Genomic DNA, 23,926 nt, shown 5'->3' on the forward strand with positions numbered 1-23,926 from the left:
CACCGACATGGGGTATGTCACCGCTCGAACGGAAATTCGACTTAAAGTCAGGTCACGCATGAGCCGCGAAAAATTCTATATCACCACGCCGATCTTCTATCCCAACGGGCAGCCGCATATTGGCCATGCCTATACGGCCATCGCCACGGATGCGCTCGCCCGTTTCCAGCGGCTGGACGGAAAAGATGTCTTCTTCCTGTCGGGCACGGACGAGCATGGCCTGAAGATGCAGCAGACGGCCGAGAAGGAAGGGGTTACTCCCAAAGCGCTGGCCGACCGCAATTCGGCGATATTCCGGACCATGCTCGAGACGCTCGACTGCTCGAACGACGATTTCATCCGCACGACCGAAGAGCGCCACTACAAGGCCTGTCAGGCCATCTGGCAGCGCATGGCCGAGAATGGCGACATCTATCTCGACCGCTATGCCGGCTGGTATTCGGTGCGCCAGGAAGCCTATTTCGACGAGAGCGAGACGACGGTCGGCGAGGATGGCGTGCGCCGCGAACCCCTGGGTTCTCCTGTCGAGTGGAACGAGGAGGAGAGCTATTTCTTCCGCCTTTCCGCCTATCAGGAAAAGCTGCTAGCGCTCTATGAGAGCAATCCCGAGTTTATCGGCCCGGCCGAGCGGCGCAACGAGGTCATCAGCTTCGTGAAGTCGGGCCTGCGCGATCTCTCGATCTCGCGCACGACCTTCGATTGGGGCGTTCCGGTTCCCGGCAATGAGAAGCATGTGATGTATGTGTGGGTCGATGCGCTCACCAACTATCTGACCGCCGCCGGCTATCCCGATGCGAATGCCGAAAAATGGGGCTATTGGCCCGCAACGCACATTATCGGCAAGGATATCGTACGCTTCCATGCCGTCTACTGGCCGGCTTTCCTGATGTCGGCGGGCATTGAACTGCCGTGCCGCGTCTTCGCGCATGGCTTTCTCTTCAACCGCGGCGAGAAGATGTCGAAATCGGTCGGCAATGTGATCGATCCCTTCACTATGGTTGATCATTACGGGCTCGATCAGGTGCGCTATTTCTTCCTGCGCGAGGTTCCGTTCGGCCAGGACGGCAGCTACAGCCATGACGCGATAGTCAACCGCACCAATGCCGATCTCGCCAATGATCTCGGCAATCTGGCGCAGCGCTCGCTCTCGATGATCGCCAAGAATTGCGACGGCAAGGTGCCGCAGCCCGGCACCTTCACCGATGCCGACAAAGCCATCCTCGACCAGGCCAATGCGGCGCTCACGACGGCGCGCAAGGCGATGAGCGAGCAGGCGCTGCACCATGCGCTTGCCGCGATCTTCGCGGTCGTTGCCGAGGCGAACCGCTATTTCGCGGCCCAGGAGCCGTGGGCGCTGCGCAAGACAGATCCGGAGCGTATGGCAACCGTACTCTACGTTACGGCCGAGGTGCTGCGCCGCGTCGCCATCCTCGCGCAGCCCTTCATTCCGGGCTCTGCCGCCAAGCTGCTCGATATTCTGGCGGTTCCGGCAGATCGACGCAATTTCGCCGATCTGAGCGGCGGCGAACTGCAGGGCGGCGCGCCGCTGCCGGCGCCGCAGCCGGTCTTCCCGCGCTATGTGGAAGCCGACAAGCAGGGCTGAAACGCATGACGATGCTTGTCGACAGCCACTGCCATCTGGATTTTCCGGATTTCGCCGAGGAGCGCGATGCGATCGTCAAGCGCGCCCTCGACGCCGGGGTTCGCCGCATGGTGACGATCTCCACCCGCGTGCGCCGCTTCGACCAGATCCGCGAAATCGCCGAAAGCTACGACGAGGTCTATTGCTCCGTCGGCACGCATCCCAACAATGCGCATGAAGAACCGGACGTTACGCCCGACGAACTGATCCGGTTTTCGGAGCACCCGAAAGTGGTGGCGATCGGCGAGGCCGGTCTCGACTATCACTATGATTACGCGCCGCCGGAGGTGCAGGCGAAAAGTTTCCGTGCACATATCGAGGCGGCGCGCCAGACGAGATTGCCGCTGGTCATCCATGCGCGCAGCGCCGATGCGGATATGGCTGATATCCTGACGGAGGAAACGGGGAAGGGGGCCTTCCCCTTCATCCTGCATTGCTTTTCCTCCGGGCGAGCACTTGCCGAAACGGGCATCGCGCTTGGCGGGTATGTCTCCTTCTCCGGCATTCTGACTTTCAAGAACTCGACCGAGCTGCGCGATATCGCACGGATCGTGCCGCATGATCGGCTGCTCGTCGAGACCGACGCGCCATATCTGGCACCGGTGCCTTATCGCGGAAAGCGCAACGAGCCGTGCTTCGTTCGCCATACGGCTGCGGTTCTGGCCGAAACCATCGGCCTCGACGAGGCGGAGCTGGCTGATATCACGACGCGGAATGTCTTCCGGCTGTTCTCCAAGATGCCGAAGCCGGCGGAGGCCGAAATTGGCTGACCGCTTCCGCTTCACGATTCTCGGCTGCGGTTCTTCGCCCGGCGTGCCGCGCATCAATGGCGACTGGGGCAATTGCGACCCGAAGAATCCAAGGAACCGCCGCCGTCGCGCGGCGATGCTGGTCGAGCGCATTGCGGAAAACGGGGCGACGACGACCGTCGTCATCGATACGGGTCCGGATTTTCGGGCGCAGATGATCGATGCCGGGGCAGGGCTGCTCGATGCGGCGGTCTATACCCATCCCCATGCCGACCATATTCACGGCCTGGACGATCTGCGCACCTATGTGGTCGAAAAGCGGCGGCTGATGGATATCTATGCCGATCGCGTGACGCTGGCACGGCTCGATGATGCCTTTGCCTATTGCTTCGAGACGCCGCCCGGATCGAAATATCCGCCGATCGTGCAGGCGCACCAGATCGACGAGGATACGCCGTTCAAGATCGACGGCGCCGGCGGGCCGATCCCGTTCCTGCCGCTGCCGCAGGTGCATGGCGACATCATGTCTCTCGGCTACCGCATCGGCAATGTCGCTTACTGCTCCGATGTCAGTGCTTTTCCGGAGAAGACCGTCGAGCGGCTCCAGGACCTCGATGTGCTCATCATCGACGCGCTGCAATATCGCCCGCATCCGAGCCATTTCTCGATCGGCGAGGCGCTGGAATGGATCGAACGGCTGAAGCCGGGACGCGCAATCCTGACGCACATGCACGTGCCGCTCGATTACGAGACAGTCAGGCGCGAAACGCCGGAACATGTGGAGCCGGCCTATGACGGCATGCGCTTCGAGGTGGGTGTGCCGAAGAATACGATCGGCTGACTGGCCGGAATTCGCCAGGGCTATCCACCTTGACCCGAACAAGGAGTGTCGATCGATGCCACTCAGACCAGGCAAAGACGGTATGGGAGCAGGGGCGTTTCATTGGGGCTCCTTGCGAGTGATAAACCCGTTGGTATCATTCGCAAGTCGCACTTCATCCTTGAACCCATTCCGGCTATATCATTTGTCAAAGCTGGATAGAGATGTGCGGGTCTGGCCAGTTAGAAATACGACAGTGGATGTTCGGCTGGCACAGAGGAGCGCCCGGCCAGGCGGAGCTGGTCAGGGTTGCGCAGCCTGGACGGGCGCGGGCCTTGGCTAAGAGAATTGGCTTGCTCACGATTGCCCGAGCGATGCTATGCTTTTTTTGGAGCAAACTGAGGGAGAACGCCACTTGCGTCGCGTGGAAAAACGCCTTTGGCCGGACGGGTTTCAGAGAGTTCTGGACGGTGTAAAAACATATGAACTCCGCCTCGGTGATTTTGATATCGCAGAGGGAGACGTATTGGTGCTGAAAGAGTGGGACCCCACTACCGCCGCTTACACCGGACGTATCCTGGAGCGGACTGTGGGGCATGTCGGTAAATGGACCGACGCCGACCTAGAAATGTATTGGAAGCCGGAGCAGATTAAGCAGCACGGTCTACAAGCTATCTCATTGCTTCCACACAGCGCGCCGCCTAGATCCGGCGACAAACGATAAGCAGCGTTTGCTCATCATTAGGCGGATCAGATCCAGCGCCGCATTGCGAAACTCCTCGCTATGGCGTCGATTGCTCGGCCGCAGCCGATGGAGACGACTCCGACCGCTCATGGTCTCGACCAGTTGATCACATAAGATAGGTTATGGAACTAAGGTCTATGGAAATTTGGCCGGATTTGCGGGGTTTCCCGTTGATTTCGTCGCTAATGACGCTTTTGGTCAATGGCCCTGAAGATTTGCAGGTCGACCGCTCGGTTGGAATTGGCGGGTTTTGCGATGACTGTAGGCTCCGGCATGCCTATGCGTTTTCTCAGAAGCCTCATAGCGCTTGATGCCATCGATGTTTCATTCCACATTGGCCGCCATGAAGGATGACATACGCGATCACCGCTGGATGTTCGGAGCGGCTTTGCCTGTCTCCCTTGTCCTGCATTCGGCTCTTGCCGCTTTTATAATATTCGACTTGTCGATATCGCTGCCGCAGCCCAAGGAGGAACAGGCCATAGCGGTGGATCTCGTGCCGCCCGAACCGCCGGAGCAAGCCGAAGCTGAACCTCCGCCACCTGCCGAAGAGCCGAAATCCGAAAAACCGCCGGAACCGGAAGTCGAGACGCCGCCGGCGCGCAATGATGCCGGGCGGCAGGCATCCTTGCCTGCGTTGAGGCCCGTCTTCCAGTTCGGCGAGACGGATATGGGACCACGGGAGGCTCCGCGCGGCAACAGTGCGGAAGACGGATCGGCCGCACCGACGGCACGACATGATCCAGACAAGCAAGACCTTGCGGAACCGCAGGCCTTGGCGGCGGCCGAGCCGTCGAACGAAGGCCGGCAGCCACGGGCATCCGAAACGCCGGCGGTCGAACCGGCGGATACCGCCAAAGCGCAAGAATCCGAGGAAGAGCTTCAGGAAGCGACGGTGTTGTTTTCGCAAAGAGCCACCGGGGATCCGACGTCGGCAACCGCGATGGACGACGTGCCGCGCGACGTGCGAGCGGGGCGCCTATGCGTAACGGAGTTGCGCGAACAATTGCTTCACGCCCTGCCCCCTTATTTCCCAGAGCTCCTGCCTTCCCATCGGCTGGAAGACGGCACCGTCATCGAGATCACCCGAACGGCCTTCCGCGCCAGCCGGCAGTGGTACAATCTGAGCTATCGCTGCGCGGTCGATCCAGACGTGACGAAAGTCATAGCTTTCGCCTTCCAGGTCGGAGAGCCGGTCCCGCGCAGCGAATGGCAGCGCCGCGGGCTGCCTTCGGAATAGGATTTTTGCCGAAGGATCGCATAAATCGCTATGTCGGCGAACTGTTGTTCAGGCCGGTGATCAGCTCGCGACCCGCCTTGAATTCTATCGATGAGTCAGCGAAATCGTCTCCAACGGGCTCGCATCGGCCGCCAAGATGCGCGGCCAGGAATGCCTCCACGACGGCAAAATAGGAACGCCGGTTCTCTGCACGTTCAACGCCGTGTCCTTCGTCCGGATACAAGATGTATGTCACCGGGATACCGTGCCCCTGCATGGCAGCGACGATCTGATCCGACTCCGAAACCTTCACCCGGACGTCATTGGCTCCCTGCGTGATGAGGAGTGGCCGCACGATCCGGTCGATATAGTTCAGGGGCGAGCGCTCCTCAAGGAAGCGCTTCCCCTCCTCTGTGGTGAAGTCGCCCATGCGAACCTTCCATTGCGACTGCCAGGTGCGCCAGTATTCCGGAATTGTGTTGATGAATGTCACGAGGTTGGAGATGCCGACCAGATCGACGGCACAGGCAAACTTCTGGGGCGTGAATGTGAGGCCGACCAGCGCGGCATAGCCGCCATAGCTCCCGCCCATGATCGCCACACGACCGGGATCAGCAATGCCTTGGGAAATCGCCCAGTCCACGGCGTCGATGAGATCGTCATGCATCTTGCCGCCCCATTCTCTGTTGGCGGCGTTGATGAACGCTTTTCCGAAGCCGGTCGAGCCGCGGAAATTGACGTTCAAGACGGCATATCCGCGATTGGCGAGCCATTGGTGAACCGGATTGAGGCCCCACATGTCCCTTCCCCACGGGCCTCCATGAACGACAAGCACCATGGGTACTGGCCCTTTTTCGCTCTCTGCCGGGCGTGAGAGATAACAGAGAAGGCTGAGTCCGTCGCGTGTGCGTATAACTACGGGCTCCATTGGCACCAATGGCACATTCTCAAGCCTTGGCTGCGCAGAAAAGAGCCTTCTGGATTGCCGTGTTGTTCGGTCGTAGCAGAAATATTCGAGCGGATGTGTATCCTGCAGATGGGCGATGATGATCTTGCGCCGGTCGTCCGACATACCCGTGAAGGCTATATCACCGGGAAAGACCGCGGCAAGCGTATCAAAATCCTTCTGGTAATCGGGATCCAGGACGTCCCATCGTGTGCGATCGAAATAGCTGGCTGCAGCGATCGGGCGCATCGTTACGGGGCCGAAAAATACCGAAGTGATATCCGACCGGATGTCTTCGGCAAGGATGCGGACCGCTCCCGTTCTTAGATCTTCAGCCATCAAGGCCGCGGTGTTGCGGTCACGGCTGTCCATCCAGAACAACTCTTTTCCATCGTCGCTATATTCGATTGGCCATGTCGTCAGATTATCTTCGGCCGAAATGCGGGTAAAGACTTTTGACCAAGCCCCTTCCTCGTCGCGGCCGAGATGTTCTATTGCACCGTCGTCGGCATATCGCTTCGCCTGACGCACCTGGAATTGTTGGTCGGTGAAGAAGCCGAAGAAACAGTCATTCCTCTCCAGCAAGAAACCCGTGCCAGTGGCGATATTGATGCGGTAGATATCGAAATAACGCTTATCGCGCTCGTTATGCGCGATCAGAACCTCTTCCGGAAAATGCTGCGAGGTCTGCTGAATGTAGGCCTGCACGCCGCTTTTGGGCGTGAGTGCCCTCTCCTCTCCAGTCTCGATGTCGATGCTCCAGACGCACCAGTTTTCATCCCCGGCATTGTCGCGGATGATCAGGATGTGGCGGTTGTCGTAAGCCCATATGAGCGCCGGACCGATATTGCGATCTCTGTCGCTGGTGAGTGGCCGCGCCTTCTCCGGTTCGTCGACAGGAGCAATCCAGAGATTAAGAACCCCGTCGATCGGCGCCTGAAAAGCGATCCGCCTGCCGTCGGGACTGATCCGCACCAGCCGTTTCTCCGGTGGATCGAAGAGAAGCCTTCGGGGCAGCAGCTTGCTCTGCACAGGTCGGCTCATCATTGGTCTCCTTGGCTGGGAAAGAGCAAACTATGATGGCGGAACGTCAATTCTCAGACAAGTGCGGTTGTCGGTGTGGTTGGCGCTTGCAGCGTGGTCATGAAGCTGCGCAGGGCCTCCTCCAGCCTGCTTCGCGTCGCCACCGCGCCGAGCGCGATCCTGATGCCATCCGGCGCATCGTCGGAGACGGCGAAGTCCGTTCCCGCACTGACCGCAAGGCCGCGTCGGCGGGCGGCATGAACGATAGGCGCGGCTTTCTGATCGTGCTGCAACGGCAGCCAGACGTGCAGGCCGCACGGATGCCCCTGCGCCTGAGGCGGGAGGATTCCGGCGGCAAGGGCATGGCGGGCTTCCATCTCCTGCCGGATTCCCCCGACGACCTCCGCGGCGGTTCCGTTGCGGATCCAATCGGCCGCCAGTCCGGTCATCAGCGGCGGAGCCATCAGGGCGATGCTGCGCAGTCTCTGCGCGACCGCATCGATGCCTTCTGCGTCGGGCGCCGCGAGGAACGCTGTCCGTAGGAATGGCGAGATGCATTTCGCCAACGTCGCCACGTGAAATGTGAGGTCCGGCGCCAGGGCTAGGAATGTCGGCTCGCCTGACGGCAGGAGCCGGCTATAGGGATCGTCCTCGATGATGACGAGATTTCGACGCCGCGCCACATCGATCAGCTCCCGGCGGCGGCGAGCCGGCATGATCAGCGTCGTCGGGTTGTGCAGCGTCGGATTGAGGTAGACGAGACGGGCGCCGGTGGCGCCTGCAAGCGCCTCGAGAGCATCCGGGCGCATCCCCTCCCCGTCCGCCGCCACGCCGGCGATCCTGCGCTGGAGCGTTGCCGCCAGGGAAATGAAGCCCGGATAGGTGAGGCTGTCGGCCAGCACTACGTCTTCCGGCGCGCTCATGGTCATCATCACCGCGCATAGCAAGGCCTGGGCGCCGGGGCCGACGGCGACCCGCCCGACGGGCAGGCGATCCCCCTCCCCGCCCAGCCATTCGGCTCCCGCCGCCCTTTCGGCCGGCGAGCCGGGGTCGGGATGATAGGACAGAAGCGCATCGGCGCTCGAACGCCGCAGCAGGCCGTCGATGCCGCTGCGGATGAGGCCGGGCAGGTTCACCCCCGCCGGTGATGGCGGAATGATCATGCCGAGGTCCAGAATGGGCTCCTCCGCTCCGCCCGATGTGACGAAAGAGCCGCGTCCCGGCGCCGCATCGATCAGGTTGCGGCGGCGCGCCTCGGAGAAGGCGCGGGTCACGGTCGTCAGGTCGACACCGAGTTGCTGCGCCAGATCGCGTTGGGCCGGCAGGCGATCGCCGGGCTGAAGGGTGCCCGCAGCCCTTGCCTCGGCAAGCGCATCGACGATGCTGAGATAGATCGGTCCCGTACGGGTTCGAATGTTTGCGGCCCATTCGGGTGCGGCACTATCGCCCATGCTCTCCCCTTGTGTATGCATACATTAAAGAGATATGTATGGATACATTGAAATGAATAGAAATGCAAAGCCTGCAGGACCGAAGGGCTGTGAAGCAGCGTTATCCGACACTGGCGGGCTGGTCAGGAAGGACGAAATCAGATGGACGACAACGCGTGGCCGCCTCTTGAGCCCTGGCGTGTCGGCATTCATGGAAAATGCCCGCGCTGCGGCCAGGGCAAACTCTTTGACGGTTTCCTGAAGCTTGCGCCCCGGTGCGATGTTTGCAGGCTCGACTATTCATTCGCCGATCCGGCTGATGGGCCGGCGTTTTTCGTGATCTGCTTCGCCTGTGTTCCCTCCGTTCTGTTCGCCGTATGGATGGAAGTCACCTTTGAGCCATCGGTCTGGTGGCACGTGTTCGTGTCCCTGCCGCTCGTGCTCCTGACTTGCATCCTGCCGCTGCGCCCGCTGAAGGGATGGCTGGTGGCCAGCCAGTTCTACTTCAAGGCCGAGGAAGGAAAGCTCGACCGGCCAGGAAGCAAAACAGCGGATTAACAAGGTGTTACAGCGCTCTTTTGACGGCGAGCATCAGATGCCCCGGCACCGGCTGGCCCTGCTCCTGACGCACGACGATATCCGCGCATTCGAGACGTTCCATGCCGTTCTTTTCAAGCATCTGGCTGATATAAGCCGCCGAATGCGCAAAGCGCTGATAGGGGCCGACAATGAACGGCCTACCGTTGAAAGCCTCATCGCTGAGCGTTTCGCTCGAGAATGCGAATGTTCCGCCTGATGTGAGATGCCGGGCGACGCCCGCGAAGAACGCATCGAGCTCGCCCATATAGGGCAAGACGTCCGTCGCCACGATCAGGTCCCAGGCTGGCCCCTCCGCCGTCTCCAGGAAGCGGACGGCCTCACCGACGAAGAGGGCGTCATAATCACCCTTTTCATAGGCGATCTCGACCATGTTCTCCGAGATATCGACGCCGGTTTTGTGATCGGCCATGTCGTGCAGCGCGTCGGCCGAAAGCCCCGTGCCGCAGCCGAGATCAAGCATGCGCGTGAAATGCACAGAAGGATCGTGCTCAAGCAGCATGTCGCGCAATTGCAGCGGCACGTCATAGCCCAGCTGGTCGACAAGAATGGTGTCGAACATTTCGGCGTGCTGGTCGAAGAGCGTCTGCACATAGGCGTCCGGCGCTTTCGGCGGCACCTGGCCGCGGCCGATGCTGGCGAGCCGGACCGCCGCGCCGCCATGATCGTCGGGGTCGATCCGCAGCACCTCCGCATAGGCCTTCGCGGCGCCATCGAGATCACCGGCCTTTTCCAGCTTCAATGCGCGGTTATAGGCCTTCGCCAGCGCTTTCTCATCGAATTCAGTCATTCATGTTCCGCCTGATCAAACCTTTACTGGCGCTTTTGCGGCTTCATTCTTTTCGAATTGGCGCTTTTTCTCGGCATATCTTCGCGCCAGAACCGCGCAGACCATCAGCTGGATCTGGTGGAACAGCATCAATGGCAGGACGATGCCACCGACATTCTGGCCCGCGAAAATGGCATTCGCCATGGGCGCGCCGCTGGCGAGGCTCTTCTTCGATCCGCAGAACATGATGGTGATCTGATCCTCGCGCGAAAAGCCGAGCCATTTGCTGCCATAGGCGGTGATCAGCAGGACCAGCGCCAGCAGAACCATGTCGACACCCGTCATGACGGCGAGGTCGCTCCACGAGACGGTATGCCACAATCCGGCAACGACCGCCTCGCTGAAGGCGAGATAGACCACCATCAGGATGGAACCCCTGTCGACGAGGCCGAGCGCCTTGTGATGGCGACGCATGAAATTGCCGATTAACGGCTGCAGCAATTGCCCGAGCACGAAGGGCGCCAGCAATTGCAGGAGGATCGATTCCAGCGCATGGAACGATATGCCATTGCCGCGCACGGCGAAGAGAAGGCCGACCAGAGCCGGCGTCAGGAACATGCCGAGAATGTTTGAAGCGGAAGCCGAGACGACGGCGGCCGAAACATTGCCGCCCGCGATCGAGGTGAATGCGATGGAGGACTGCACGGTCGAGGGCAGAACGCACAGGAACAGGATGCCGGTGTAGAAGACGGATTCCTTCAGCCCCGGCACGACCCAACCCGCCGCTAGTCCCAGCAGCGGGAAAAGAACGAAAGTCGAGGCAAGGACGAAGATATGCAGCCGCCAATGCACCAGCCCCGCCACCACCGCCTCGCGCGACAGGCGCGCGCCATGCAGGAAGAACAGGAGCCCCACCGCTATTTTGGTGGCGATGCCGAACCAATCGGCATATTGCCCCTGCACCGGCAGGACCGAGGCGATGAGGATCGCAACGATGAGCGCGATGGTGAATTTGTCGAGGAAAAACCGCATGGGATGCTCAGTTACGGGAAACGAGGTGGCTATTCGTAGCCATTCGGGTTCTTCACCTGCCAGTTCCACATATCCTGGCACATGTCACGCAGATTTCTGCCGGCCGACCAGCCTAGAAATTCCCTCGCATGCGAGGGATCGGAATAACAGACGGCCACATCGCCGGCGCGGCGCGGCGCTACCTCATAGGTGATCTTGCGGTTCGAGACATGCTCGAAAGCCCTGATCACCTCCATGACGCTATAGCCCTGCCCTGTTCCGAGGTTAACCGCGAAGCATTGCGGCTGGTCCAGTTTTTCCAACGCCTTCAGATGTCCCTGGGCGAGATCGACCACATGGATATAGTCGCGGATGCCGGTGCCGTCGGGTGTGGGGTAGTCATTGCCCCAGACATTGAGCTTTTCGCGGCGTCCGCTGGCAACCTGTGCGATGATCGGCATCAGATTGTTGGGAATGCCTTTCGGGTCCTCTCCGATGAGGCCGCTTTCATGAGCGCCTACCGGATTGAAATAGCGCAGGATGGCGATGTGCCAGGTGGGATCGCTGTTATGGAAATCGCGCAGCATGTCCTCGATCACCAGCTTTGTCCGGCCGTAGGGATTGGTGGCCGAGAGCGGGTGGTCTTCTTCGAGCGGCAGTTTCTGCGGCTCGCCATAAACAGTGGCGGAGGACGAGAAGACGAGCTTGCGCACGCCGACAGCCTGCATGGCCTGCAAGAGGCGCAGGGTGCCGACCACGTTACAATCATAATAGGTAAGCGGCTTCTCGCCGGATTCGCCGACGGCTTTCAGCCCCGCGAAATGGATGACCGAGGTGCAGCCATGGCGTCGCAGGATGTCTTCGAGAAAGGCCTGATCGCGTATGTCGCCCGATTCGCTCGCCGGTGCTCTCCCCGCAATTTTCGTAATGCGGTTCAAAGCTTCCGGATGGCTGTTGTCGAAATTGTCGACAACGACTACATCATGGCCGGCCTGCAGCAGTTCGACACAGGTATGGGAGCCGATATAGCCGGCGCCGCCGGTCACGAGAATGGTCATTGGGTTCTGCCTTTCGCTGCAATGCAACATCCACCCGCTGTGGGGACTTATGCAAAATGTCCCGCGCGCCGCAAGCCTGCACTGCAGCATATCCGAGAATCAGCTAGCATTTCACATTCCTCCAATCACGGATTTCCGCCATGAAGCCTTCCCGCGACATCGACCGCCTGCTCGAGATCATGGCTGCCCTCAGGACGCCGGTCACCGGATGCCCATGGGATCTGGAGCAGGATTTCCGCTCCATCGCGCCCTATACGCTTGAAGAGGCTTTCGAGGTCATCGATGCGATCGAGCGCGATGATCTGGACGATCTCAGGGAAGAATTGGGCGATCTGCTCCTGCAGGTCGTGTTTCATGCCCGGATGGCCGAGGAGAGGCGAGCCTTCGACTTCGGCGATGTCGTGGATGCCATCACGACGAAGATGATCCGCCGTCACCCGCACGTCTTTGGCGATGAGGATGCGCGCGAGGCGGGCATGGCGAAAGGCGCCTGGAACCGCATCAAGGCCGAGGAAAAGGCCGAGCGGGCAAAACGCCGGGCGGAACTGGGGCTAGGCGGTGGCGAGAAGAACAGCTTCCTCGATGACGTGCCGCAGGCGCTGCCGGCGCTGATGCGGGCTCTGAAATTGCAGCAGAAGGCGGCCAAGGTCGGTTTCGACTGGTCGGAAGCCGAGCCCATCCTGGACAAGATCGCCGAAGAGACGGTGGAACTGCGAGAGGCGCTGCAAAGCGGCCGGAAATCAGAAATCGCCGAAGAATATGGCGATCTCCTCTTCGCCATCGTCAATCTCGGCCGCCATCTCGACATCGAGCCGGAAAGCGCGCTGCGGGCGACGAACGAAAAGTTCCGCTCGCGTTTCCACTTCATCGAGAAATCGTTGAATGAGCAAAAGCGCTCGCTCGATGAGGCTTCGCTGGAGGAGATGGAAGAACTCTGGCAGAAAGCCAAAAAGCCAAGAAAATAAAGCTTTTATTTCTCGTTCTTCATCCGCTCGCGAAGGGTCTTGCGCGCCGAAACGGTCATGTCAGCTTTGATTCGCAGGGATCCATCCTCTAGATCATTGCGGCGGATATTGCTAGCGTGCTGGTAGATCCAGTCGAGCAAGTGCAGATCGTTCGGCGCGAGCTCAAGTTCGACATGTTCGAGAGCGCCGGAAATGCGGCTTTCGATGACGGACAGGAGATGGTCTACGCCCTCCCCCGTCGCCGCCGAAATGGCAATCGGGCGTGCATCTTCCGGCGCAGCCGCGCTTAAGCGCAGGGCCGCCTCGCGTCCCGCTTCGTCGAGCAGGTCGATCTTGTTCCAGACCTCCAATATCCGCCTGACGTCGCCGCGCTCGATGTCGAGGCTCTCGAGGATGCTTTCGACATCCTCGGCCTGCGCGGCATTGTCAGGGTCCGAAATATCGCGCACATGGAGGATCAGGTCCGCTTCCACCACTTCTTCCAGCGTCGCCCGGAAGGCGGCCACGAGATGGGTCGGCAGGTTGGAAATGAAACCGACGGTATCCGACAGGATCACCGTCTCGCCATGCGGCAGGCGGATTCGTCGCAAGGTCGGATCGAGCGTGGCGAAGAGCATATCCTCGGCGAGCACGTCCGAACCGGTCAGGCGGTTGAACAGGGTCGATTTTCCGGCATTGGTGTAGCCGACGAGGGCAACGATCGGATGCGGCACCTTCCTGCGCTTCTGGCGGTGCAGCGTGCGGGTGCGCACCACCGTTTCAAGCTCGCGGCGGATGCGCAGAATCTTCTCCTGCAGGATGCGCCGGTCGGCCTCGATCTGCGTTTCACCGGGACCACCGAGGAACCCGCCGCCGCCGCGCTGGCGCTCAAGGTGCGTCCAGCTTCTGACTAGACGGCCTTTCTGATAGTTCAGATGCGCCAGTTCGACCTGCAGCGCGCCTTCCTTCGTCTGGGCGCGACGGCCGAATATCTCGAGAATCAATCCGGTCCGGTCGATGACCTTCGCGTTCCATTCCTTTTCGAGATTGCGCTGCTGCACCGGCGTGAGCGCATGATCGACGATGACGAGCTCGGCTTCTTCCCTCTTGATGATCTCGGCGATGGCCTCGACCTTGCCCGAACCGATCAGGGTTGCGGGCCGCGGATTGGCCACCGTGACGACATCGCAATAAACGAGATCGAGATCGATCGCGCGCGCCAACCCTATGGCTTCTTCGAGCCGGGCCTCGTTGCTGCGGCGGAATTGCGGGCGATAGACATCGTCCGCTTGACCCGCATCCTGCAGGCGCTCGGGCAATATCGGAACGATGACGACGGCGCGCGTCGGGCCTTTCGCGGAGGTGCCAAAGCCGGCATCCGCATCCCCCTCATGCGTCGTGCGCCCTTTTGATCTGCTCAATATTCAATCCTTGGGGCAACCGTCACCATGCGAGGAAATGCGCATGCGAGGCGGATTATTGCCCTTCTTCGCCTTCGAACATCTGCACCGGCTGGCTTGGCATGATGGTCGAGATCGCGTGCTTATAGACCAGCTGCGAATGACCATCCCGCCTGAGCAACACGCAGAAATTGTCGAAGGAGGTTACAATTCCGGTCAGTTTGACGCCGTTGATGAGAAAGATCGTCAATGAAATCTTTTGCTTCCGGACGGAATTAAGGAAAAGATCCTGAAGATTTTGCGATCGCTCAGCCATTGTTTTTATTCCTTTAATTCGATCAGCAACTCACAGCACCTGATCAAAATCAAGCGCCCCGACGAACAGTCGAACCGGCTAGTGGCAAAAGATGCGGAAGCCAAATCTAACCTTCAATTATTCCGGTTAACAGGATGGCGTTTTTTCTGCAATCGCAAAAATGTCTTGTGCAGCGAAAGTGCTGCCGAATACCGCCAATCTGAAAGCAACGCCACGTTCTCCAGGCTGCGCGGTTCATGCAGGTGACCGCGGGATTTGGAATGCCCTTCACCGCCCAATCGTAGAAACATCCCCCTCCCGCGACAAGAACGACGGAATGCTTCTTGTGAATATGGAAACCTATGCAATTCGGGTGATGACCGCCTGGGCTGGTCACCCATAGAGCAGACACCTTCCCGGAGCGGCATGCAGGGCTTGTCAGAAGAACTCCAGGCTCACCCGGAACATCTGCTCGACGTGCCGCACGGCTTCTGAGGTGGCCAGGATAACCACCCGGTCCTTCGGCTTGATCCGCATCGACCCGTCGGGTTTCAGCACCTTGCCGTCGCGGTATATCGCCCCGATCCTCAGGCCGTCAGGCAGATCGAGCTCACGCATCGGCGGCCCGACAAGCGGCGACGTTTCCAGAGCTTCCGCCTCGATGACCTCCGCAAGACCGCGATGTACGCTTTGCACCGCACGGATTCGTCCGCGGCGGACATGCTGCAGAACGCGCGAGATCGTCACCGTGCGCGGGTTGATATGGGCGTCGATGCCGACGGTGCGGGTGAAACCCTGATAGGCGGGATCGTTGATGAGCGCCAGATTAGCCTTGCAGCCGAGGCGCTTGGCCATGATGCTCGCCAGAATATTGACCTGATCCTGATTGGTGAGCGTGACCATCAGATCGGCATCCTGAACATCCGCTTCCCGCAGGATGGTCTGATCGAGCGCGCTGCCATGCAGCACCATCGTGCGATTGAGCTGATCGGCGATGGCCATGGCGCGGCTGCGGTCGGCCTCGATGATTTTCATCTTGGTGCGCGGCTGACGTTCCTCGATGGCCTTGGCGACATAAAGGCCGATATTGCCGCCGCCGGCGATCAGGATACGGGTTGCCTCCGGCTTTTCATGACCGAACAGCGCCAATGTACGGCGCACCTGCTCGCGCGTCGTCACCACATAGGCGAGATCGCCCGCGATAAGCTGATCTGTCGAATGCGGGATGAAGAGCTGCTCGTTGCGGACCACGCCGACGACCGTTGACGGCAGGTCCGGAAAAAGATCACTCAACTGCGCCAGAGGCGTGTTGATGACGGGGCATTCCTCCAGACATTCGATGGCAAGCACCACCACCTTGTCATCGGCAAAGCGCAGAACGTCCATCGCGCCGGGCAGCGCGATGCGGCGCAGCACCATCTCGCCCACTTCGAGCTCCGGCGAGATGACGACGTCGATCGGCATGTGCTCGCGCGAGAACAGGTCCTGGTAGTGCGGCTGGAGATAGGACTGGGCGCGGATGCGGGCGATCTTGGTCGGCACGTTGAACAGCGAATGCGCCACCTGACAGGCCACCATATTGACCTCGTCATAGAGCGTGACGGCGATGATCATATCCGCCTCGTCGGCGCCCGCTGCGGCCAGCACGTCCGGCTGCGAGCCATGGCCGACGAAGCCGCGCACGTCGAGCGTGTCGTGGATCCGCTGAACGAGATCGGCCGAGGTGTCGATCACGGAGACGTTGTTGTGCTCCGCGGCCAGACGTTCGGCAATGCCGTAGCCGACCTGGCCCGCGCCGCAGATGATAACGCGCATATCATACCCCGAGGGATTTGAGCTTCCGATGCAATGCGGAGCGTTCCATACCAACGAATTCCGCGGTACGCGAGATATTTCCTCCGAAGCGGTTTATCTGCGCGATCAGATATTCCTTTTCAAAGAGTTCCCGCGCTTCGCGCAAGGGAAGCGCCATGATGTGCTGATCGGATTCTGTCGGCGCCCGCGGCAGCGCGTCGCCGATTTCAGCCGGCAGAAGGTCGGCGGTGACGACGGCATCGGGATCGTCGCCGCGCGCCAGAATCATCAGGCGCTCCACATTGTTGCGCAGCTGGCGCACATTGCCCGGCCAGCTGTGCGCCTGCAGGACGGCCATTGCATCGGGGCCGATCTTGCGCGGCTTGATGCCGGCCTGGGCGGCGATCTGCTGCATGAAGACCTCGACAAGCACCGGAACATCCTCGCGCCGCGAGGCAAGCGCGGGAACCAGGACCGGAACGACGGCAAGGCGATGGAAAAGGTCTTCGCGGAAACGGCCTTCGGCGATCATGGCTTCCAGGTTCTGGGCCGTCGACGAGATGATTCTCACATCGACCTTGACCCGTTTCGTCCCGCCGACGCGTTCGAACTGCTGATCAACGAGAACGCGCAGGATTTTGTTCTGCGTCTCGCGCGGCATATCGGCCACTTCATCGAGATAAAGGATGCCGCCATGCGCCTCCTCCAACGCCCCGACCTTGCGTTCGCCGCCATCCATCTCGGTGCCGAACAGCTCAATCTCCATGCGCTCCGGCGTGATCGTCGCCGCGTTCAGCGTGACGAAGGGGCCGTGTGCACGGCTCGAAAGGGCGTGGATGGCGCGCGCGACCAGTTCCTTGCCGGAGCCGGACGGGCCTGTGATCATGATACGGCTGTTGGTGGGAGCCACACGTTCAATGGTCTGACGCAGATGGTTCATGGCAAGCGAATTGCCATGCAGCTCGAGGCTGTCGCCGCTGCGCTTGCGCAGGTCCGAGACCTCGCGCCTCAACTTCGAATTCTCGAGCGCCCTTTCGGCGATGAGGATCAGGCGGTCGGCTTTGAACGGCTTTTCGATGAAATCATAGGCGCCGCGCCGGATGGCGGAAACGGCTGTCTCGATATTGCCGTGACCGGAAATCATCACCACCGGAAGTTCCGGATGGCGGCTCTTGATCTCGTCGAGCAGCGCCAGGCCATCGAGCCGACTGCCCTGCATCCATATGTCGAGAAAAACCAGTCGTGGCACCCGGTCGCCGATCGCGGCCAGGGCACTGTCCGCGTCATGAGCCGTTCGCGCCTCATGGCCCTCGTCGCTCAAGATACCGGCAACGAGTTCGCGTATATCAGCTTCATCGTCCACTACCAGAATATCAGCCGCCATCAGTTCACCTGCCCTACCTTCGTATGGGGTTTCTCACCGCTCTCTTCCGCCGCGGGGAAGATCATGCGGATCATTGCTCCCTTGCCGCCATGAAAATCTGACGGTGCGTCGTGCAATTCCATGTGGCCGCCATGCTCCTCGACGATCTTCTTGACGATGGCGAGGCCGAGCCCGGTCCCTTTTTCGCGCGTCGTCATATAGGGTTCGAGAAGCCGCTGCCGGTTCTCTCCCGGCAAGCCCTTGCCGTTGTCGATCACGTCGACAACAAGCGAATCACCTTCGCGGAATGTGCGGACGAGGATGTGGCCGTCGCCCCTCTCCTCCTTCGGCACGGCATCGATCGCCTCGCTGGCGTTCTTGATGACATTGCCGAATGCCTGCCCCAGCAGGCGGCTGTCGAAATCGCCGATCAGTGGCTCGTTGCTGAATGCGTGCTCGAAACGGATATCGTTGCGGCTCACCTCTATCAGGAAGGATGCCTCGCGTAGCGCCTCGCGCAGATCCATCGATTTTATCTCAGGCTTCGGCATGCGCGCGAATGCCGAGAATTCATCGACCATGCGGCCTATGTCGCCCACCTGGCGGATGATGGTGTCGGTGCACTGATCGAACACCTCGCGATCCTCGGTGATGACCTTGCCGTAACGCCGGCGTATGCGCTCCGCAGAAAGCTGGATCGGTGTCAGCGGGTTCTTGATCTCGTGGGCGATGCGTCGCGCTACGTCCGCCCAGGCGGAGGAACGCTGCGCCTGGACGAGATCGGTGATGTCGTCCACCGTCACGACGTAGGAATGTTCATCTGATTCAGCATCTTCCACGGTGGTCTGAACGTTGAATGTACGCGAGGCGCCGCCGCGCGTCATCGTGACCTGCTCACGATGGACTGGACGCCGCGTTGCGCGCGCGATCTCGAAGACCTGTCCGATCTCCGGTACCACCCCGGTCAAATTCTTGCCGATGGTCTGGTTCGGATCGATGCCGAACATATGCTCTGCGGAGCGGTTGACGATGCTGACCAGCCCGTCCGTATCGATGCCGATAACGCCGGCGGTGACGCCGGAGAGAACGGCTTCGGAGAACCGGCGGCGTTCATCGATCTGGTCCTTCGCGGCGATCAGCTCGTTTCGCTGGCTCTTAAGCTCCGCCACCATGTTGTTGAACGTGCCGGACAGGGCGCCGACATCGCCATCGGAGCTTCTCACCGGCACAGATGCATCAAGATTGCCCGAAGCCACGTCATCGGCGGCTCCGATCAGCAGGCGGATGGGACGCACCAGCCTGTCGGCAACGGCGATGCCGGTCCAGATTGCGGAAAGGAGCACGACCAGCGTCAGGCCGAAGTAGAGCAATGCGAAGGCGATCTGCGTCGGCACGCGGTTCGCTTCCATATCCTGATAACGTTTCGTATTGGCTTCCATCAGCCGCATGGAATCGAGGATATTGGGCTCGACCGCCCGGACGGTATAGAGATAGGCGTCGGGTATCTGGCGCAACTTGATGATGGCACCAACGAAATGACTGTTGCCAGGTGGAATTACCACGGGTTTTCCGTCTTGCGCCGTATCCAATGCTTCTTGCGGCGGCGACGGCAGCGTGCTCTCGGTGCCGAGATCGCTTTTCAGGATGATATCGCCATTGTCACGCACGAGAAAAGCGCCGAGCAGATCACGTCCGCGTGCCTGTAGCGACATCAGCCTGACAAAGCCCGTGCGGTCGAGGCTGTAGAGCGTGCGCTGCGCGTCAAGATCCTGCAACATCGAATAGGTCGTGCCCTGCAGGTTGCGCGCCGTCTCGTTGATATAGGCCTGGGCGAGGCTGATGGAGGAATTGACGATCGTCCTGGTATTCGTCTCAAACCAGCGGTCGAGGCCGAGATTGAGCGTGACGGATGCAACGATCGCCACGATGATGGCCGGCACAGCGGCAATGAGGCAGAAAAGGGCGACGATGCGCACATGCAGCCGCGCCGCGGCCCTGCCGTGCCGCCTCGCCTGGACGATGCGGTAGATCTCCCGGCAGATCAGGAGAATCATGAACAGGATCAACGCTATGTTGATGGTGGTCAGCACCAGCGTGACGTTGCGGTCGGGCGTGATCGGCGTGAGGCCGATAAGGATCACAAAAGAGACGGCGGCTGTTACCAGCGCCGTGACAACGGTAATGATGCCCGGCAGGGCAAGCAGCCGACGCCCCTCGCCATTCTGCGAGGCCCCGCTCGATTGTCCGAAGAGACTCACCGGGTTCAATATCGCCATGATCACCACGCTAAACGAATGCGTTGCACTGATGCAACGTATTGTGGCGAAAATGCAACGCTGTTGGCGGCGTCAGGCCTTTTTCACAGTTGAAATCTAGCTGGCCTTCGAACCGCGATAGATATTCACGCCAAGCTCGCGGATTTTCTTGCGCAACGTATTGCGGTTCAAGCCCAGAAGATCGGCTGCCTTGATCTGATTGCCGCGCGTTGCGGTGAGGCAGGCCAGAATCAGCGGATATTCCACTTCGGTCAGCACGCGCTGGTAAAGGCCGGGAGGCGGCAGGTCGGAGCCGAAAGAGGTGAAATAGCGCTGCATGTTGAGTTCGACGGCCTGGGCGATCGTCAGATCCTCCGAGACAAGCGATCCGCCGACCGGGTCGGGACTGTGCAGGTCGGATTTCAGTTCGGCTTCGATCACTTCCGGCGTGATCTCTTCCTGCGGATAAAGCGCCGCCAGACGGCGCACCATGTTCTCCAGTTCTCGGACATTGCCGGGCCAGGGGTATCGGCGCATGAGGTCGAGCCCCGCCGCTGTTATGCGTTTCTCCGGCAGGCCGTCCTTCACCGCCTGCTTGAAGAAATGGCGGACGAGATCCGGGATATCCTCGCTGCGCTCGCGCAGCGGCGGCAGTCGGAGCGGCACCACGTTCAAACGGTAATAGAGGTCTTCGCGGAACAGCCCCTGATTGATCAGGATGCGCAGGTCCTTATTGGTCGCCGCTACGATACGCACATCGGTCTTGATCGGCGTGCGCCCGCCAACGGTCATGTACTCACCCTGCTGGAGTACGCGCAGGAGTCGCGTCTGGGCTTCCATCGGCATATCGCCGATCTCATCGAGAAACAGCGTGCCGCCATCCGCCTGCTCGAATCGCCCGCTCGACCGGTTCTGCGCGCCGGTGAAGGCGCCCTTCTCATGGCCGAAGAGCTCCGATTCGATCAGATCGCGCGGGATTGCCGCCATGTTGATGGCGACGAACGGTCCCTTGCGGCGGCGGCCATATTCATGCAGCGCGCGGGCGACGAGCTCCTTGCCGGTACCGGACTCGCCGGTGATCATCACGGTCAGATCCGTCTGCATCATCCGCGCCAGGACACGATAGATGTCCTGCATCGCAGGCGAGCGGCCGACGAGCGGCATATTCTCTGCCTGCTCTTCCCCGCGCGCTTCGGGCTTCTTCTTGGGCTCGGCCAGGGCCCTGCCGACGATGCTGACCAGCTCCGTCAGGTCGAAGGGCTTGGGCAGATATTCGTAAGCGCCGGCTTCGGAAGCCTTGATCGCGGTCATAAAGGTGTTCTGCGCGCTCATGACGACGACGGGCAGATCGGGCCGCGATTTCTTGATTCGCGGCAGGAGATCGAAAGCGTTTTCATCCGGCATCACCACGTCGGTGATGACCAGATCGCCATCGCCGCCGGAAATCCACCGCCAGAGCGTCGCCGCATTGGAGGTGACACGAACATCGTAGCCGGCGCGCGACAGCGCCTGGTTCAACACCGTGCGGATTGCGGCATCGTCATCGGCGACAAGTATGCTGCCAAGGCTCATTCATCAGTTCCTGTCGTGTTGAGGGAAGGAAACGCTGCGGTATCGTTCTCGGATTCCTGGCCGCGCCATGCCGGCATGAGTATGCGAAAGGTGGTGCGCCGGGGCTGCGAATCACACTCGATCACACCGCCATGGTCGCCGACGATCTTGGCGACGAGGGCGAGACCCAGGCCGGAACCATTGGGCTTGGTGGTGACGAACGGATCGAACAGATGCGGTAATATATCGGATGGCACGCCCGGTCCGGTGTCATGCACGCAGAATTCGAGCGGCAGCGCCACCCGGTCGCGCACCCCCGGCACGGAAAGCCGGATGCCGGGGCGGTAGGCGGTGGAGAGCGTGATCTCGCCTGGCTCCTCGTGGCCGATGGATTCGGCCGCATTTTTCACCAGGTTAAGAAATATCTGAACCAGCTGGTCCCGGTTGGCAAAGACCGGCGGCAGCGATGGATCGTAATCCTCGTTGAACTTGATGCGGCTGGCGAAGCCGTTGCGGGCGATGGCCTTCACATGGTCGAGAACGACATGGATGTTGACCGCCTCGCGGTCGATCGGCCTTTCGTCGGAAAAGACCTCCATGCGGTCGACGAGCGAAACGATCCTGTCCGTCTCGTCGGTGATAAGTCGCGTCAGTGAACGATCCTCGTCGCCAACGACGGTTTCGAGAAGCTGCGCCGCACCCCGGATGCCGGAGAGCGGGTTCTTGATCTCATGCGCCAGCATCGAGGCAAGCCCGGTGACCGAACGTGCGGCGCCGCGATGGGTCATCTGCCGGTCGAGCTTTTCCGCCATCGACTTTTCCTTGAAGAGGATGACGACCGACCCGGGAAATTCGCTCACCGGCGTGACATAGATATCGACGACACGGTCATTTCCGAGCCGCGGCGAGGAAATGTCGACGCGATATTCGTTCACCGGCGAGGGATGCGCCCTCACCTGCTCGACGAGCGCCTGAAGCGGGCTGCCGAACGGCAGGAAAGACTCCAGCTTGTTGCGCGCCAGAATGTTGGAGCTCGACCGGAAGAACTGCTCCGCATCCGCATTGGCGAAGGAGATATAGCCTTGCGCGTCGACCATGATGACGGGATGGCTGATCGTGTTGAGGACGATCGAAGCCATCGTCTCGGGCAGCACGGAGTTTTCACGTGCGTTCATTCACGCCACCTTCTTCAGTTCGGTTGTCTGCGAGCCACCGGAAAGGGCCTGCCGCAGTTTCTTGATGACAATGGCCGGATCGGTTTCGGTCATGATCGCGGCCCGCGTCTCCGCCGGGAGATCGCCGGCATGGCGGTCGAGATACCAGCCAAGATGCTTGCGCGCATGGCGGGTGCCGGTGGATGGGCCATAATGCTCCAGCATCGCTTCATAATGCGCGATCACATAATCGCAGATTATGTCCGGTCTTGCGGTGTGTTCAGTCAATCCACAGGCAATCATGCCGGGGAGCCAGGGCTGGCCGTAGCAGCCGCGACCAATCATCACGGCATCCGCGCCGGAGCGGCGAAGGATCTCTTCGGCATCCTCTGACGAGAGGACATCGCCATTGGCGACGAGCGGAATGTTGACCGCCTCACGCACGGCGCGGATGGCATCCCAATCGGCCTTGCCTTCATAGAACTGGCAGCGCGTGCGGCCATGCACCGTAACCATGCGTACGCCTGCCTCTTCGGCGCGGCGCGCCAGTTCCGGCGCGTTGATGCTGTGCTCGTCCCAGCCGAGCCGCATCTTCAGGGTGACGGGTACGTCAACCGCCGCGACTGTCGCTTCGATCAGCGCCATCGCGTGGTCGAGATCGCGCATCAGCGCCGATCCGGAATAGCCGCCGGTCACCTTCTTGGCGGGGCAGCCCATGTTGATATCGATGATATGCGCACCCTCGGCTTCGGCAATGCGGGCGGCCTCGCCCATCCAGCGGGCGTCGCGCCCGGCGAGCTGCACCACATGGGTTTCAAGCCCCTCGCCTTTCATACGCATCAGGCTTTCGCGATCGCGCGAACATAGCTCCGCGCTCGCCACCATTTCGGAAACTACCATGCCAGCGCCGGCAGCCCATGCCAGCTTGCGAAACGGCAGATCGGAGACGCCGGACATCGGCGCCAGAAACACCCGGTTGCGCAAACGGACATCACCTACGTATAAAGCCTCGCCTAGTATAGTCACGCTAGTGGTATGCCTGTTTCATGTGCATTTTTCCCGTCGCACAGTCTTTAGACAGGATGAGGTCTTTCCGCAAGGAAAAGCAGCGTTATCAATGAAGGATATTGATTCCCGTCTGGCGTTTGGACGTGACAGGCT

20 protein-coding genes are annotated in these 23,926 nt (G+C 60.6%); 7 read left to right on the forward strand and 13 right to left on the reverse strand.

Features of this window, described 5'->3' with window-relative positions; all coding sequences use genetic code 11:
* Nucleotides 1–58 precede the first annotated feature (58 nt).
* The 5 genes from metG to ATN84_RS10005 all read left to right on the forward strand — a co-directional run bounded on the left by metG (nucleotide 59) and on the right by ATN84_RS10005 (nucleotide 5,196).
* Nucleotides 59–1,603, forward strand: a complete 1,545-nt coding sequence (metG, locus tag ATN84_RS09985) for a methionine--tRNA ligase (protein ID WP_068881502.1) — start codon at nucleotides 59–61, stop codon at nucleotides 1,601–1,603.
* Between the two features lie 11 nt (nucleotides 1,604–1,614).
* Nucleotides 1,615–2,412: a TatD family hydrolase gene (locus ATN84_RS09990; RefSeq protein ID WP_068881966.1), complete on the forward strand. Its 798-nt coding sequence runs from the start codon at nucleotides 1,615–1,617 to the stop codon at nucleotides 2,410–2,412.
* Entirely contained in the window at nucleotides 2,405–3,232 is an 828-nt protein-coding gene (locus tag ATN84_RS09995; RefSeq protein WP_068881503.1) for an MBL fold metallo-hydrolase, read from the forward strand. Before ATN84_RS09990 ends, ATN84_RS09995 begins: the two co-directional genes overlap by 8 nt.
* A 403-nt stretch (nucleotides 3,233–3,635) precedes the next feature.
* Nucleotides 3,636–3,935, forward strand: a complete 300-nt coding sequence (locus ATN84_RS10000; protein WP_244491069.1) for a DUF3850 domain-containing protein — start codon at nucleotides 3,636–3,638, stop codon at nucleotides 3,933–3,935.
* A 340-nt stretch (nucleotides 3,936–4,275) separates the two neighbouring features.
* Nucleotides 4,276–5,196, forward strand: a complete 921-nt coding sequence (locus ATN84_RS10005) for a DUF930 domain-containing protein (RefSeq protein WP_068881505.1) — start codon at nucleotides 4,276–4,278, stop codon at nucleotides 5,194–5,196.
* A gap of 28 nt (nucleotides 5,197–5,224) precedes the next feature.
* Here ATN84_RS10005 and ATN84_RS10010 read toward each other — a convergent pair whose 3' ends face one another.
* Together ATN84_RS10010 and ATN84_RS10015 are read right to left on the reverse strand one after the other, a co-directional pair.
* Nucleotides 5,225–7,165: a S9 family peptidase gene (locus ATN84_RS10010; protein ID WP_082766221.1), complete on the reverse strand. Its 1,941-nt coding sequence runs from the start codon at nucleotides 7,163–7,165 to the stop codon at nucleotides 5,225–5,227.
* Between the two features lie 53 nt (nucleotides 7,166–7,218).
* On the reverse strand, nucleotides 7,219–8,595 hold the full coding sequence (locus ATN84_RS10015; protein WP_068881506.1) for an aminotransferase-like domain-containing protein: 1,377 nt from the start codon (nucleotides 8,593–8,595) through the stop codon (nucleotides 7,219–7,221).
* A 141-nt stretch (nucleotides 8,596–8,736) separates the two neighbouring features.
* On the opposite strand from ATN84_RS10015, the gene ATN84_RS10020 reads away from it, so the two are divergent.
* Nucleotides 8,737–9,132, forward strand: coding sequence for a DUF983 domain-containing protein (locus ATN84_RS10020; protein WP_068881507.1), 396 nt, complete (start codon nucleotides 8,737–8,739; stop codon nucleotides 9,130–9,132).
* 7 nt (nucleotides 9,133–9,139) lie between these two features.
* On the opposite strand, the gene ATN84_RS10025 is transcribed toward ATN84_RS10020, so the two are convergent.
* Genes ATN84_RS10025 through galE form a run of 3 tightly spaced genes read right to left on the reverse strand, consistent with a single transcriptional unit; the run spans nucleotide 9,140 to nucleotide 12,009 of the window.
* On the reverse strand, nucleotides 9,140–9,961 hold the full coding sequence (locus tag ATN84_RS10025; protein WP_068881508.1) for a class I SAM-dependent DNA methyltransferase: 822 nt from the start codon (nucleotides 9,959–9,961) through the stop codon (nucleotides 9,140–9,142).
* Between the two features lie 15 nt (nucleotides 9,962–9,976).
* Entirely contained in the window at nucleotides 9,977–10,972 is a 996-nt protein-coding gene (locus ATN84_RS10030; protein WP_068881509.1) for a bile acid:sodium symporter family protein, read from the reverse strand.
* 29 nt (nucleotides 10,973–11,001) lie between these two features.
* Nucleotides 11,002–12,009, reverse strand: coding sequence for a UDP-glucose 4-epimerase GalE (gene galE, locus ATN84_RS10035; RefSeq protein ID WP_068881510.1), 1,008 nt, complete (start codon nucleotides 12,007–12,009; stop codon nucleotides 11,002–11,004).
* 140 nt (nucleotides 12,010–12,149) lie between these two features.
* Here galE and mazG point away from each other — a divergent pair, with 140 nt between their 5' ends.
* The gene (gene mazG, locus ATN84_RS10040; RefSeq protein ID WP_068881511.1) at nucleotides 12,150–12,974 is read left to right on the forward strand and encodes a nucleoside triphosphate pyrophosphohydrolase; all 825 of its coding nucleotides are present in this window, start codon (nucleotides 12,150–12,152) and stop codon (nucleotides 12,972–12,974) included.
* Nucleotides 12,975–12,979: 5 nt separating this feature from the next.
* On the opposite strand, the gene hflX is transcribed toward mazG, so the two are convergent.
* From hflX to dusB, 8 genes are all read right to left on the reverse strand, one after another.
* Complete coding sequence (hflX, locus tag ATN84_RS10045) at nucleotides 12,980–14,374, reverse strand: GTPase HflX (RefSeq protein ID WP_068881512.1); 1,395 nt, start codon at nucleotides 14,372–14,374, stop codon at nucleotides 12,980–12,982.
* A 55-nt stretch (nucleotides 14,375–14,429) separates the two neighbouring features.
* Entirely contained in the window at nucleotides 14,430–14,669 is a 240-nt protein-coding gene (hfq, locus tag ATN84_RS10050) for an RNA chaperone Hfq (RefSeq protein WP_068881513.1), read from the reverse strand.
* 417 nt (nucleotides 14,670–15,086) lie between these two features.
* On the reverse strand, nucleotides 15,087–16,463 hold the full coding sequence (gene trkA / locus ATN84_RS10055) for a Trk system potassium transporter TrkA (protein WP_068881514.1): 1,377 nt from the start codon (nucleotides 16,461–16,463) through the stop codon (nucleotides 15,087–15,089).
* 1 nt (nucleotide 16,464) lies between these two features.
* Nucleotides 16,465–17,826, reverse strand: coding sequence for a nitrogen assimilation response regulator NtrX (gene ntrX, locus ATN84_RS10060; RefSeq protein WP_068881515.1), 1,362 nt, complete (start codon nucleotides 17,824–17,826; stop codon nucleotides 16,465–16,467).
* On the reverse strand, nucleotides 17,826–20,123 hold the full coding sequence (locus ATN84_RS10065; RefSeq protein ID WP_068881516.1) for a sensor histidine kinase NtrY-like: 2,298 nt from the start codon (nucleotides 20,121–20,123) through the stop codon (nucleotides 17,826–17,828). Before ATN84_RS10065 ends, ntrX begins: the two co-directional genes overlap by 1 nt.
* Nucleotides 20,124–20,177: 54 nt before the next feature.
* Nucleotides 20,178–21,632, reverse strand: coding sequence for a nitrogen regulation protein NR(I) (ntrC, locus tag ATN84_RS10070; protein ID WP_068881517.1), 1,455 nt, complete (start codon nucleotides 21,630–21,632; stop codon nucleotides 20,178–20,180).
* Nucleotides 21,629–22,786 (reverse strand): two-component system sensor histidine kinase NtrB, encoded by a 1,158-nt coding sequence (locus ATN84_RS10075; protein ID WP_068881518.1) that lies wholly within the window; start codon nucleotides 22,784–22,786, stop codon nucleotides 21,629–21,631. Before ATN84_RS10075 ends, ntrC begins: the two co-directional genes overlap by 4 nt.
* On the reverse strand, nucleotides 22,787–23,791 hold the full coding sequence (gene dusB, locus ATN84_RS10080) for a tRNA dihydrouridine synthase DusB (protein ID WP_068881519.1): 1,005 nt from the start codon (nucleotides 23,789–23,791) through the stop codon (nucleotides 22,787–22,789).
* Nucleotides 23,792–23,926 lie beyond the last annotated feature (135 nt).

Origin of the sequence: Paramesorhizobium deserti, assembly GCF_001558695.1 — a bacterium.
Lineage (GTDB): Bacteria > Pseudomonadota > Alphaproteobacteria > Rhizobiales > Rhizobiaceae > Paramesorhizobium > Paramesorhizobium deserti.

What these genes read in the sequence shown, in the direction of transcription:
- trkA (WP_068881514.1), bottom strand. Translation starts at nt 16,463, where the DNA reads ATGCGCGTTATCATCTGCGGCGCGGGCCAGGTCGGCTACGGCATTGCC.
- ATN84_RS10010 (WP_082766221.1), bottom strand. Translation starts at nt 7,165, where the DNA reads ATGAGCCGACCTGTGCAGAGCAAGCTGCTGCCCCGAAGGCTTCTCTTC.
- ATN84_RS10075 (WP_068881518.1), bottom strand. Translation starts at nt 22,786, where the DNA reads ATGAACGCACGTGAAAACTCCGTGCTGCCCGAGACGATGGCTTCGATC.
- ATN84_RS10015 (WP_068881506.1), bottom strand. Translation starts at nt 8,595, where the DNA reads ATGGGCGATAGTGCCGCACCCGAATGGGCCGCAAACATTCGAACCCGT.
- galE (WP_068881510.1), bottom strand. Translation starts at nt 12,009, where the DNA reads ATGACCATTCTCGTGACCGGCGGCGCCGGCTATATCGGCTCCCATACC.
- ntrC (WP_068881517.1), bottom strand. Translation starts at nt 21,632, where the DNA reads ATGAGCCTTGGCAGCATACTTGTCGCCGATGACGATGCCGCAATCCGC.
- ATN84_RS10025 (WP_068881508.1), bottom strand. Translation starts at nt 9,961, where the DNA reads ATGACTGAATTCGATGAGAAAGCGCTGGCGAAGGCCTATAACCGCGCA.
- mazG (WP_068881511.1), top strand. Translation starts at nt 12,150, where the DNA reads ATGAAGCCTTCCCGCGACATCGACCGCCTGCTCGAGATCATGGCTGCC.
- ATN84_RS10030 (WP_068881509.1), bottom strand. Translation starts at nt 10,972, where the DNA reads ATGCGGTTTTTCCTCGACAAATTCACCATCGCGCTCATCGTTGCGATC.
- ATN84_RS10005 (WP_068881505.1), top strand. Translation starts at nt 4,276, where the DNA reads ATGTTTCATTCCACATTGGCCGCCATGAAGGATGACATACGCGATCAC.
- ntrX (WP_068881515.1), bottom strand. Translation starts at nt 17,826, where the DNA reads ATGGCGGCTGATATTCTGGTAGTGGACGATGAAGCTGATATACGCGAA.
- ATN84_RS09990 (WP_068881966.1), top strand. Translation starts at nt 1,615, where the DNA reads ATGCTTGTCGACAGCCACTGCCATCTGGATTTTCCGGATTTCGCCGAG.
- hfq (WP_068881513.1), bottom strand. Translation starts at nt 14,669, where the DNA reads ATGGCTGAGCGATCGCAAAATCTTCAGGATCTTTTCCTTAATTCCGTC.
- ATN84_RS10020 (WP_068881507.1), top strand. Translation starts at nt 8,737, where the DNA reads ATGGACGACAACGCGTGGCCGCCTCTTGAGCCCTGGCGTGTCGGCATT.
- metG (WP_068881502.1), top strand. Translation starts at nt 59, where the DNA reads ATGAGCCGCGAAAAATTCTATATCACCACGCCGATCTTCTATCCCAAC.